Below are 11,770 nucleotides of genomic sequence, written 5' to 3'. Positions count from 1 at the left end.
AAACTGTAGACCAGCGCCGCCACCAGGGCCGGCTTCAGCAAGGGCAGCACCACCTTGAACAGCGTCTGCGAGGTCGAGGCGCGCAGCATCAGCGAGGCCTCGTCGAGCGAGCGGTCGAGTTGCTTGAAGGCCGCCGTGCCCGCGCGCACGCCGACCGGCAGGTTCCTGAACATGAAGCACAGCACGATGATGAGGCCGGTTCCGGTGAGCTCCAGCGGCGGYACATTGAAGGCCAGGATGTAGCTCACGCCCAGCACCGTGCCGGGGATCGCGAAGGCCAGCAGCGCCGCGAACTCGAAGGCGCCCTGCCCCTTGAACTCGTTGCGCGCCAGCAGCCAGGCGATCAGCAGGCCGAGCCCGGCGGTCAGCGGCGCCGAGAGGCCGGCCAGCTTGACCGTGGTGATCAGCGAGTTCCAGGCCGTGCCCGCCCAGACGATGCCGAACTGCCCCCACTCGAGCGCGAACGCGGTCTTGAAATGGTTCAGCGTGAAGCTGTAGTCGCGGCCCCAGGTCTGGACGAAGCCGCCCGCGAAGGCGAACAGGTAGACCACCACCGTGAAGGCGATCCATGGCAGCGCGATGCAGTAGATGGTACGGCGCACGCCGTCGGGCAGCGCCATCGCGATGCCGGCGTCGCCCTTGCCGCTGACCGTGGTGTAGTTCTGCCTGCCGAGCACCGCGCGCTGGAGCGCGAACACGCCAAGCGCGAAGATCGTCAGCACCCAGGCCAGCGAGGCGGCGCGGCCCTGATCGTACTGGGCGCCGACGATGGCGAAGAAGATGTCGGTCGACAGCACCGAGAACTGGCCACCCACCACCACCGGATTGCCGAAGTCTGCGATGCTCTCGATGAAGCCGACCAGGAAGGCATTCGCGAGGCCGGGCTTGATCAGCGGCAGCGTGACCGTGAAGAAGGTGCGGCGTCGATCGGCGCGCAGCATCTGCGCCGCTTCCTCGAGGCTCGGCGAGACGCCCTGCACCACGCCGCGCATGATCATGAAGGCGATCGGCGTGAAGGCGAAGAGCTGCGCCACCAGCACGCCGGGCATGCCGTAGAACCAGCGCGTCGGCTCGATGCCGAAGGCGCTCTCGAGCAGTTGGTTGACCACGCCCGCACGGCCGAACAGCAGGATCAGACCGAGCCCGACCACGAAGGGCGGCGTGATGATCGGCAGCAGCGCCAGCACGCGCAGCGGGGCCTGCCAGCGGCGGCTGCCGCGCTCGGCCATCAACGCCATCAGGGTGCCGAGGAAGGTGGTGCCGGCGGCGGTCAGCAAGGCCAGCACCAGGGTGTTCCAGGCCACGCCGCAGCGCACGCCGCCGGCCAGGCAGCCCAGGCCCCAGACCCGCTCGGTGCCGATGCGCGCCGCGAAGGCCGAGAAGGACGCGCGGCCCTCCTCGTCGAGGAAGGCGCCGGCCAGCGCCTTGCTGACCGGGTAGGCGATGAACAGCGCCATCAGCACGCCGCAGCCGATCACCGCGCCGGAAACGAACAGGTCGCCCTTGAAGAAGCCGAGCCGCGCCAGCCCGAAGGCCGCGAGCAGAATCAGCGCCGATAGCGCGACGAAGCCGCCGGCGCCGATGCCGAACTGGCTGACCGGCAGCTCCCCGAGCTGCGCATTGAGAATCGGGAGGGTCCAGCCGCGGGCGCCGATCAGGAAGCCGCTGAGCGCCAGGCCGATGGCACCGACGGCGCCGCCCACGAGCAGCAGCCGGCCCTGGGCGCGGCCGGCCGGCAGCAGGCCGCCGAGGGCGCAGATCGCCAGGCCGATAACGCCGATCCAGAGCCAGCTGCGGCCCTGCAGCACCGCCTGCATGACCCCGTTGGCGCCCTCGGCGGCGCCGAAGACCTGCGGGATCGCCTCCCACCAGCTGGTGTCCTGGATCGCATACCAGGGCAGCAGCAGGTAGGCCAGCAACCCGGCCGCGATGCAGGTCCAGACCGGGGCGTTGGGGCGCTGTCGCATGCTCTCAGCGCGGCAGCGAGTTGACGTCCTTCTCCCAGCGCGCGATCAGGCGCTTGCGTTCGGCGCTGGCGCCGTACTTGGCGTAGTCGTAGTCGATCATCTTGATCTTCTTGAAGTCGGGCACGTTGGCGTCGACCGGCGTCGCCTTGTTCGACGGCAGCTGGAACTGCTTGGCCGCGGCGCCGAAGGTCTGGGCCTGCGGCGTCAGCGCCCACTCGTAGAACTTCTTGGCCTCGGCCAGGTTGCGCGCGCCCTTGACGATGCTCATCGAGCCGATCTCGGCGCCGGTGCCTTCGGACGGCGTCACGGTATCGACCGGGAAGCCCTGCATTCTTTCCTGCGGCGCATCGTGAACGAAGCTGATCGACACCGCGGTCTCGCCGCGCGCCACCGCCTTGATCGGGCCGGTGCCCGAGCGCGTGTACTGGCCGACGTTCTTGTGCAGGCCCTTGAGGTAGTCGAAGGCCTTGTCCTCGCCCATCAGCTGCACCAGGGTTGCGATCATCGTGTAGGCGGTGCCGCTCGAGGCCGGGTTCGCGACCTGGATGTCGCCCTTGTACTCGGGCTTCAGCAGGTCGGCCCAGCTGCGCGGCACGGCCAGCTTCTTCTTTTGCAGCAGTTCGGTGTTGTAGCCGAAACCCAGCGGGCCGGAATAGATGCCGACCGTCTTGTACCCCGACTGCTGGGCCTGCTGCTGCGCCCACGGATAGAGCTGCGACAGGCTGGGTGACTTGTACTCGAGCGTCAGGCCCGATTCGGCGGCCTGCAGGTGCGGGTCGCCGGTGCCGCCGAACCAGACATCGGTCTTGGGGTTGTCTCGCTCGGCGATCAGTTGCGCCAGCGCTTCGCCCGAGCCCTTCAACGACATGTTGAGCTTGACGCCGGTGGTGCGGGCGTAGACGGTGGCGATCATGTTGCACCATTCGGCCTGGACCGAACAGATGACGTTGACGGTCTGGGCCGAAGCGGCGCCCGAGGCGCCCAGCAGCGCTGCCAGCGCCGTCATCGCAATTGTTTTCTTCATCAGGACCCTGCTCCAGAGTAATAAGGCCCYCCCTGCTTCATTTCAGCTTAGCGTGGAGTGATCGCTCCAAGGATCGGTACAAGTACCATTCGCTGGCAAGCTTCATGCTCGGCATTTACAACTACACGGATGTATCCATGAGTTTCGACCTCGTCCTCTTCGGCGGCACCGGCGACCTCGCTTGGCGAAAGCTGATGCCGGCCCTGTTCCAGGCCTTCCGCCACGGCAGCCTGCCCGAAGGCGGGCGGATCATCGGCGTCGCCCGCGACGACCTGAGCGACGACGACTACCGCGAACTGATCCAGTCGCGCTTCGCCGCGGTCGAGGGCGCCAAGCGGCCGACGCCCGAGGAGTTCAAGAAGTTCGCCTCGATGCTGTACTTCCTGCGCATGGACCTCTCGAAGCCGGAGGACTATGCGAGGCTCGCCGACCTGCTCAAGACGCGCAATGCGGACAACGTCCTGATGTACCTGGCCACCGCGCCCGGCCTCTTCACCCAGGCGGTCGGGCAGATTGCGGCGGCCGGGCTCAACGGCCCGCAGACCCGGCTGGTGCTCGAGAAGCCGCTGGGCCATGACCTGGCCTCGAACCGGGCCATCAACCATGCGGTGCGCGAGGTCCTGTCCGAGCAGCAGATATTCCGCATCGACCACTACCTGGGCAAGCCCTCGGTGCAGAACCTGTTCGCGATGCGCTTCGGCAACGCGCTGTTCGAGCCGATCTGGCGCCGCGAGTACATCGCCAACATCCAGATCACGATCGCCGAGGACCTCGGGGTCGAGAAGCGCGGCGCCTTCTACGACCAGACCGGCGCCCTGCGCGACATGGTGCAGAACCACGCGCTGCAACTGGTCTGCGCGCTCGGCATGGAGCCGCCTATCAACGCCCACGCCGACGCCATCCGCGACGAGAAGCTCAAGGTGCTGCGGGCACTGAAGCCGTGGACCGCCGAGTCGATCGGCATGCATGCGATTCGCGGCCAGTACACGGCCGGCACGGCTTACGGCGAGCGGGTGCAGGGCTACCGCGGCGAACCCGGCGTCGACCCCGAGAGCCGCACCGAGACCTTCGTCGCGCTGCGCACCGAGATCGCCAACTGGCGCTGGGCCGGCGTGCCGCTGTACATCCGCACCGGCAAGCGGCTGGCCTCGCGCGATGCGCGCATCGAGGTCAACTTCCGGCAGACGCCGCACGCGATCTACCGGGCGCCGACCAATGCGTTCAACAAGCTGGTGATCAACCTGCAACCCAGGGACGGACTCGAACTGCACCTGCTAGCCCAGGCGCAGGACAAGCGCCAGCGCAACGGCAACCGCCACGCCGGCCCGCAGCTCGCACCGGTCCAGCTCGACCTCGACTTCGACAAGCGCTTCGGCACCGAGCGCGTCGGCGCCTACGAGCGGCTGCTGCTCGACGTCATCGACGGCCGCCTGAACCTGTTCGTGCGCAGCGACGAGCAGGAAGAGGCGTGGCGCTGGGTCGAGCCGCTGATCGACAGCTGGGCGTCGGACGGCGCCCCGCGACCGTACGCGGCCGGCACCTGGGGCCCGAGCGCATCGAGCGCCATGATTGCAAGAGACGGCTACGCCTGGGGCGAAGAGCAGTAGATCTGATCAGTTGAGGACAGAGCAAAAACTGCTGCGCAGTTTCTTGGTCTGTCCCGCAAGGTCTCAGTCTCTGCCCTCTTCCACGGCGTGGCAGGCCACCTGCACGCCGCGCAGCATCTGCAGCGGCRGCCGCTCGGTCTTGCAGCGCTCGTTGGCCAGCGGGCAGCGCGGATGGAAGGTGCAGCCGCTCGGCGGGTTCAACGGGTTCGGCACCTCGCCCTGCACCGGCGTGCGGCGGCGGCCGGTGTGCTTCATTTGCGGGATCGCATCGAGCAGCATCCGGGTGTAGGGATGCTGCGGCGTCGCGAAGAGCTGCTGCTTGTCCGCCACCTCGACCAGCCGTCCCAGGTACATCACGCCGACCTGGTCGGCCACGTGCCGCACCACGGCGAGGTTGTGCGAGATGAAGAGGTAGGTCAGGCCCTGCTCGCGCTGCAGGTCCTTCATGATGTTGAGCACCTGCGCCTGCACGCTGACGTCGAGCGCCGAGGTCGGCTCGTCGCAGACCAGGAACTCGGGCTGGGTCGCCAGCGCCCGCGCGATCGAGATCCGCTGCCGCTGGCCGCCGGAGAACTGGTGCGGGTACTTCACCATGTCGAGCGGGCTCAGGCCGACCGACTTCAGCAGTTCGCCGACTCGCGCCTTGAGCGCCGGACCCTCCTTCAGGATGCCGTGCTCGCGCAGCGGCTCGCCGATGATGTCCTCGACGATCCAGCGCGGGTTGAGGCTCGCGTAGGGATCCTGGAAGATCATCTGGATGCGCCGCCGCAGCACCCGTCCTGCCGCGGTCTTGAAGGCCGCATGCGCGTCCTGGCCGTCGAACTGCATGCCGCCGCGGGTCGGCTCGTAGAGGCCGACCAGCAGYCGGGCCACCGTGCTCTTGCCGCAGCCGGACTCGCCGACCAGCGCCAGCGTCTTGCCGCGCTCGATCGAGAAGCTCACGCCATCGACCGCCTTCAGCTGCACGCGCGGCTTGCGCTCGAGCACCCGGTTGAGCCAGGGCGGCGAGACGTCGAAGCTCTTCGCCAGGTCGTGTGCCTGCACCAAGGCCGTCATCAGGAAACCTCCGTGCTGCGCACTGCGGTGCGAGCGCCTTCGGGCGGCCGAGCGGCGCTCATACGACGCCCCCGTAGGCCGGCGACGCGGTGTGCGTCTCGTGCAGCCAGCAGGCGGCGCGGGTCGCGCCGGCATTGAACAAGTCCGGCCGTTCAACCAGGCAATGGTCGAACACGCGCGGGCAGCGCGGGTTGTAGGCGCAGCCGCGCGGAATCGCGTTGAGGCGCGGCATCGCGCCGTCGATCTGGTTCAGGCGTTCGCGGTCCATCGTCATGTCGGGGATGGCGGCCATCAGGCCCGAGGTGTAGGGATGGGCGGGCACATTGATCACCTCGTGCACCGGGCCGATCTCGACCACCCGGCCTGCGTACATCACGGCCACCCGGTCGCAGGTCTCGGCGATCACACCCATGTCGTGCGTGATCAGCATCACGGCGGCGCCCCGCTCCTTGCAGATGCCCTTGAGCAACTGGATGATCTGCGCCTGGATCGAGACGTCGAGCGCGGTGGTCGGCTCGTCGGCGACGATCAGTTTCGGCTCGGCCGCCAGCGCCAGCGCGATCACGACGCGCTGCCGCATGCCGCCCGAGAACTGGTGCGGGAAGTGGTCAATGCGCTGGGCCGCCGCCGGGATGCCGGTGTCCTGCAGCAGGCCGATGGCACGCCGCCGCGCCTCGTCCTCGCTCACCGGCAGGTGGGTGCGTATGGTCTCGATCAACTGCCTGCCGATGGTGTACAGCGGGTTCAGCGAGGTCAGCGGATCCTGGAAGATCGCGCCGATCTTGCGCCCGCGGATATGGCGCATCGCCTCGTGGCCGAGGTTGTCGATGCGCTGGCCTTCGAGCAAGATCTCGCCCGCGGCGACACGGCCGGGCGGCTCCAGCAGGCCGATGATGGCAGCGCCGGTGAGCGACTTGCCGGCGCCCGATTCGCCCACCACGCCGAGGATCTCGCCCGGCGCGATCTCGAAGGAGATGTCGTCGAGCGCGCGCAGGGTGCCGCGACGGTGCGGGAATTCGACGACCAGGTTCCGAACTTGCAGAAGACTCATCTCAGCCTCGGGTTGAGCGCATCGCGCAGCCAATCGCCGAGCAGGTTCACGCTGAGCGCGATCAGCACCAGCATCGCGCCCGGGAACACCGTGATCCACCATTCGCCCGAGAACAGGTAGTCGTTGCCGACGCGGATCAGGGTGCCCAGCGACGGCGAGGTCGGCGGCACGCCGACACCGAGGAAGGACAGCGTTGCCTCGGTGATGATCGCGGTCGCGACCTGGATGGTCGCCAGTACCATCACCGGCCCCATCACGTTCGGCAGCACGTGGCGCACCATGATCCGCCAGGGCGAGACGCCAGTGACGCGCGCCGCCTGCACGTACTCCTTGCTGCGCTCGACCAGGGTCGAGCCGCGCACGGTGCGTGCGTACTGCACCCAGCCGGTCAGCGAGATCGCGACGATCAGCACGCCGAAGGCGACCGAGGTCGGCGCGTCGGGAAACAGGGCCCGGCCGACGCCGGCCATCAGCAGCGCGATCAGGATCGGCGGGAACGAGAGCATGACATCGCAGACGCGCATCAGGAAGGCGTCGAGCCAGCCGCCCCAGAAGCCGGCGAGCAGTCCGAACAGCACGCCGACCAGGACCGACAGCACCACCGACACCACGCCGACGATGAGCGAGATCCGGGCACCGTAGATCACGGCCGAGAGAATGTCGCGGCCCTGATCGTCGGTGCCCAGCAGGTACTTGGTGGAACCCTCCGCGCTCCAGGCCGGCGGCAGGCGCGCGTCGCCGAGTTCGAGCACCGCGAGATCGAAGGGATTGTGCGGCGTCACCCAGCCGGCGAACACCGCACAGAAGAGGCACAGGAACGCGATCGCGGCCGCCATCATCGCGACCGGCGAGCTGCGAAAGCTATGACCGACATCGCTGTCGAGCCAGCGCGCTAGAGTTTTTTTCATCGGGGACTGAATAGAAGGCGCCGTAGGCCAGAGGAGATCAGGCCGGCGCCGGGCCACCCCAAGGCGGCCTGCGGCCCCCTCGGGGGGCAGCGAGTACGCGCAGTGACGGAGCGTGGGGGCTCATACTTTCAAGGCTTGATGCTCATCCATTTGAAGAACATGAAGTTGTCGGCGAGCTGGGTCAGCTCGACCTTCTTGCTGACGCCCCAGGCCAGCGACTGCTGGTGCAGCGGCAGGTGGCCGACATCGTCCGCATGGATCGTGAAGGCTTCCTTGATCAGCTCGTTGCGCTTGGTCTTGTCGGTCTCGGACTGGATCTTCTTCGTCAGTTCGTCGAGCTTGGGATTGCAGTAGGCGCCGAGGTTGAACTGCCCGGTGCCCTTGTCGTCCGGACAGGCGGTCAGCGACGACAGCGCATTGTGCGAGTCGTAGGTGGTCGGAGTCCAGCCCAGCAGATAGAAGCTGGTGTCGCGGCGCAGGATCTTCGGGAAGTAGGTGCCCTTGGTCTCGGTCGCGAGATTGATCTTGACGCCGATCTTCGCGAGGTTCGAGGCCACGCTCTGGCAGATCTGGCCGTCGTTCACGTAGCGGTCGTTCGGGCAGTTCATCGTGACCTCGAAGCCGTTCGGATAGCCGGCCTCGGTCAGCAGCTTCTTGGCGGCGTCGACGTCGAAGGGCATGCGCTTGTCCTGCTCGGCGGTCCAGCCGTTGATACCCGGGCCGACCAGCAGCGCCGTCGGACGCGAGGCGCCGCGCATCACGGTCTTCTGGATGCCGACGACGTCGATGGCCTGGTAGAAGGCCTGGCGCACGCGTTTGTCCTTGAACGGGTTCTTGCCCTTCACGCTCGAGTACAGCAGCTCTTCGCGCTTCTGGTCCATGCCCAGGAAGATGGTGCGCAGCTCGGGGCCGGTGATCACGCGCGCATCGGGGCTGGCCGTGATGCGCGCGATGTCCTGCACCGGCACCGGCTCCATGACGTCGACCTGGCCCGACACCAGAGCGGCTACCCGGGTCGAGGGATTGGCGATCGGCGTGAAGATGACCTCCTGCGCATTGCCTTCGATCTTGCCCCAGTAGGTGGGGTTGCGGGTGAACACGGTGCGGACGTCGGGCTGGCGCTCGCGCACGCGGAAGGGCCCGGTGCCGTTGGCCTTGAACGAAGCCGTGTTCTCGACGCCCTTGCGCTTGTCGACCGGCTTGGCGGCGCCGTTCTCCTCGCACCACTTCTTGCTCATCATCATGGTCAGCGAGATCACGTCGGGCAGGATCGGGAACGGACCGGCGGTCTCGATCTCGACCGCCAGGTCGCCGACCTTGCGCACTTCCTTGATGTCGCTCAGCGTCGCCTTCATGTCGGAGCCATCGCCCTTGGCGCGGGCAAAGCTGAATACCACGTCGTCGGCCGTGAACGGCGTGCCGTCGTGGAACTGGACGCCCTTGCGCAATTCGAAGCGCCAGACATTGGGCGAGGTCTGCTTCCAGCTGGTCGCCAGCAGCGGCGCCAGGCTCAGGTCCTTGTTGCGGCCGACCAGGGTCTCGTAGACGTTGGAGGTGACGCTGAGCTGCAGTGACTCATTGAGCGAGTGCGGGTCGAGCGACAAGGCGTCACCCTGGTTGGCGATGCGGATCGTCTGGGCACCGGCCATCAGGCTCGCGGTCGCCAGCACGGACAGGATCGCGGCCGCGACCACACTTTTCTTCAGACTCATGAGAAGCACTCCTCGGGTTGGAAAGACTCAGGTTGCCGTCGTGACGGCCCTGGTTTCTGATTTGCCGGCCTTGGCGGCCAGCGGCATGCCCTGCTCCACCAGGCCCGCGTGCAAGGCGGCGCCCAGGGGCAGGATCTCGTCGTTGAAATCGTATTTGCTGTTGTGCAGGAAGGCGCCGCCCCGGGCGTCCTGCCCGATACGCAGGTAGGCGCCGGCCTTCTTCTGCAGCATGAAGGAGAAATCCTCGGCCCCCATGCTCGGCTCCATGTTGCGCTCGACGTTGTGGGCGCCAACCAGGGACTCGGCCACGTCGCCGGCGAACAGGGCTTCGGGCGTGGTGTTGATGGTGGCCGGATAGATGCGCTCGAACTTCACCTGGGCCGTGGCGCCGAAGCCCGTAGCCACCGCCGCGCAGAGCTCCACGAGCCGCCGCTCGACCTGCTCCTGCACGCGGGAACTGAAGGTTCGCACGGTGCCGACCAGCGTCGCCTTTCCCGGCACCACGCTCATCGCGCCGAGGTCGCCCGCCTGCACGGCGCAGATGCTGACCACCGCCGCGTCGATCGGACGCACGTTGCGCGACACGATGCTCTGCACCGCGGTGATGATGTGGGCCGAGACCACCACCGGATCGACCGTCAGGTAGGCATGGGCGCCATGGCCGCCCTTGCCCTCGACCTCAATCGTGATGCGGTCCGCCGCCGCCATCATCGCGCCGCGGTTGATGCCGACGGTGCCGGCCGGCATGCCGGGCCAGTTGTGCATCGCGTAGACCGAATCGACCGGGAAGCGGTCGAACAGGCCGTCCTCGATCATCACGCGGGCACCGGCGAAGCCTTCCTCGCCGGGCTGGAAGATCAGCACCGCGGTACCGTCGAAGGTGCGCGTCTCCGCCAGGTAGCGCGCCGCGCCGACCAGCATCGCGGTGTGGCCGTCGTGGCCGCAGCCATGCATCAGGCCGGGCTTGGCCGAGCGCCATTCGAAGTCGTTGTCCTCGCACATCGGCAGCGCATCCATGTCGGCCCGCAGGCCGATCATGCGGCCGCTGGCGGTCGAGCTGCCGTGGATCACGCCGACCACCCCGGTCCTGCCGATATCGGTGTGGATCTCGTCCACGCCGCAGGCCTTCAAGGCCTCGCGGACGCGGCCCGCAGTGTAGACCTCCTCGAAGCCGAGTTCGGGGTGCGCATGCAGATCGCGCCGGAACGCGGTCAGCTCAGGATAGAAGCGCGCGATGTGCGCGAAGGGCCTGCCAGCCGCCTGCAGTCGTGATTCGGTCATCTTCAATGGGCTCCACTACCGATCCTCAACCTCGGATCGACCACGAAGTAGAGCAGATCGACCACGAGATTGATGACGACGAAGATCAGGGCGATCAGGCACAGGTAGGCGGCCATCACGGGGATGTCGGCGAAGGTCACTGCCTGGATGAACAGCAGTCCCATGCCGGGCCACTGGAAGACCGACTCGGTGATGATCGAGAACGCGATCAGGCCGCCCAGCTGCAGGCCGGTGATGGTCATCACCGGCACCAGCGTGTTCTTGAGCGCATGGCCGAAGTGGATCGCGCGATCGGACAGGCCGCGCGCCCGTGCGAACTTGATGTAGTCGGCGCGAAGCACCTCGAGCATTTCGGCACGCACCAGCCGCATGATCAAGGTCAGCTGGAAGATCGCCAGCGTGATCGCCGGCAGCACGATGTGCATCCAGCCGTCGGACCTCAGCAGGCCGGTGCTCCACCAGCCCAGTTGCACCGTCTCGCCGCGGCCGAAGCTCGGGAACCAGCCCAGGTGCACCGCGAACACCAGGATCAGCAGGATGCCAATCAGGAAGGTCGGCAGGGAGACGCCGAGCAAGGAAAGCGTCATGAACACCTGGCTCATAAAGGTGCCGCGCTTGAGCGCGGTGTAGACGCCCATCGGGATGCCGATGACGATGGCCAGCACGGCCGCGACCATCGACAGTTCGAGCGTGGCCGGGAAGCGCTCGCCGATCAGGCGCGAGACCTTGGCGCCCTGCCGCAGGCTGAGGCCGAACTCGCCTTGCGCGGCATTGAGCAGGAAGTGCCAGAACTGCACGAAGAAGGGCTTGTCGAGCCCCAAGGCGGCGCGAAGCTCGCGGATCTGCTCGGGCTTGGCGTCCTGGCCCAACAGAAAGACGACCGGGTCGCCCACGTACTGGAAGAGGAGAAAGGCGAAGAAGGCGACCGCGACCATGACGATCACGGCCTGGATCAGGCGGCGCAGTACGAAAGCAATCATTCAGAAACAAAGGTGTCCAATGATGCTAGCAGAGCAATCTGCGTGCCCAAGCGGGGGTTCCCCGGGGGTGTGCGGCATATTCATTTCAGTTTTCCATCGCGCTATCGCGCCACCCGCGACGCATGAAACTTTGCTGTAATGGATGCGCGGCGTCCGGCAAAGAGGTCGGTTTGTACTTGGTGCC

At 67.2% G+C, this 11,770-nt stretch carries 9 protein-coding genes; 1 reads left to right on the top strand and 8 read right to left on the bottom strand.

Annotated features, from left to right (window positions below; genetic code table 11):
• Nucleotides 1-1,967: ABC transporter permease (locus tag AC1DY5_RS24365; protein WP_478115534.1), on the bottom strand; the 1,967-nt coding region annotated here is incomplete at its 3' end.
• A gap of 4 nt (nt 1,968-1,971) precedes the next feature.
• On the bottom strand, nt 1,972-2,991 hold the full coding sequence (locus tag AC1DY5_RS24360; protein ID WP_478115533.1) for an ABC transporter substrate-binding protein: 1,020 nt from the start codon (nt 2,989-2,991) through the stop codon (nt 1,972-1,974).
• Between the two features lie 137 nt (nt 2,992-3,128).
• Here AC1DY5_RS24360 and zwf point away from each other — a divergent pair, with 137 nt between their 5' ends.
• On the top strand, nt 3,129-4,598 hold the full coding sequence (gene zwf / locus AC1DY5_RS24355) for a glucose-6-phosphate dehydrogenase (RefSeq protein WP_478115532.1): 1,470 nt from the start codon (nt 3,129-3,131) through the stop codon (nt 4,596-4,598).
• A gap of 63 nt (nt 4,599-4,661) precedes the next feature.
• On the opposite strand, the gene AC1DY5_RS24350 is transcribed toward zwf, so the two are convergent.
• The 6 genes from AC1DY5_RS24350 to AC1DY5_RS24325 form a co-directional block, all read right to left on the bottom strand.
• A complete protein-coding gene (locus tag AC1DY5_RS24350; RefSeq protein WP_478115530.1) occupies nt 4,662-5,654 on the bottom strand; it encodes an ABC transporter ATP-binding protein in 993 nt (330 codons plus the stop codon).
• 58 nt (nt 5,655-5,712) lie between these two features.
• Nucleotides 5,713-6,705, bottom strand: coding sequence for an ABC transporter ATP-binding protein (locus AC1DY5_RS24345; RefSeq protein ID WP_478115528.1), 993 nt, complete (start codon nt 6,703-6,705; stop codon nt 5,713-5,715).
• Nucleotides 6,702-7,613: an ABC transporter permease gene (locus tag AC1DY5_RS24340; protein WP_478115526.1), complete on the bottom strand. Its 912-nt coding sequence runs from the start codon at nt 7,611-7,613 to the stop codon at nt 6,702-6,704. Before AC1DY5_RS24340 ends, AC1DY5_RS24345 begins: the two co-directional genes overlap by 4 nt.
• A gap of 128 nt (nt 7,614-7,741) precedes the next feature.
• A complete protein-coding gene (locus AC1DY5_RS24335; protein ID WP_478115524.1) occupies nt 7,742-9,325 on the bottom strand; it encodes an ABC transporter substrate-binding protein in 1,584 nt (527 codons plus the stop codon).
• Nucleotides 9,326-9,352: 27 nt separating this feature from the next.
• A complete protein-coding gene (locus AC1DY5_RS24330) occupies nt 9,353-10,606 on the bottom strand; it encodes a M20 aminoacylase family protein (RefSeq protein ID WP_478115523.1) in 1,254 nt (417 codons plus the stop codon).
• 2 nt (nt 10,607-10,608) lie between these two features.
• Nucleotides 10,609-11,586: an ABC transporter permease gene (locus AC1DY5_RS24325; RefSeq protein ID WP_478115521.1), complete on the bottom strand. Its 978-nt coding sequence runs from the start codon at nt 11,584-11,586 to the stop codon at nt 10,609-10,611.
• Nucleotides 11,587-11,770 lie beyond the last annotated feature (184 nt).

The organism is Variovorax sp. P4_D9, assembly GCF_056401695.1.
Note: the sequence above shows the minus strand (reverse complement) of the source record. Positions and strands in the feature narration are given on the sequence as shown.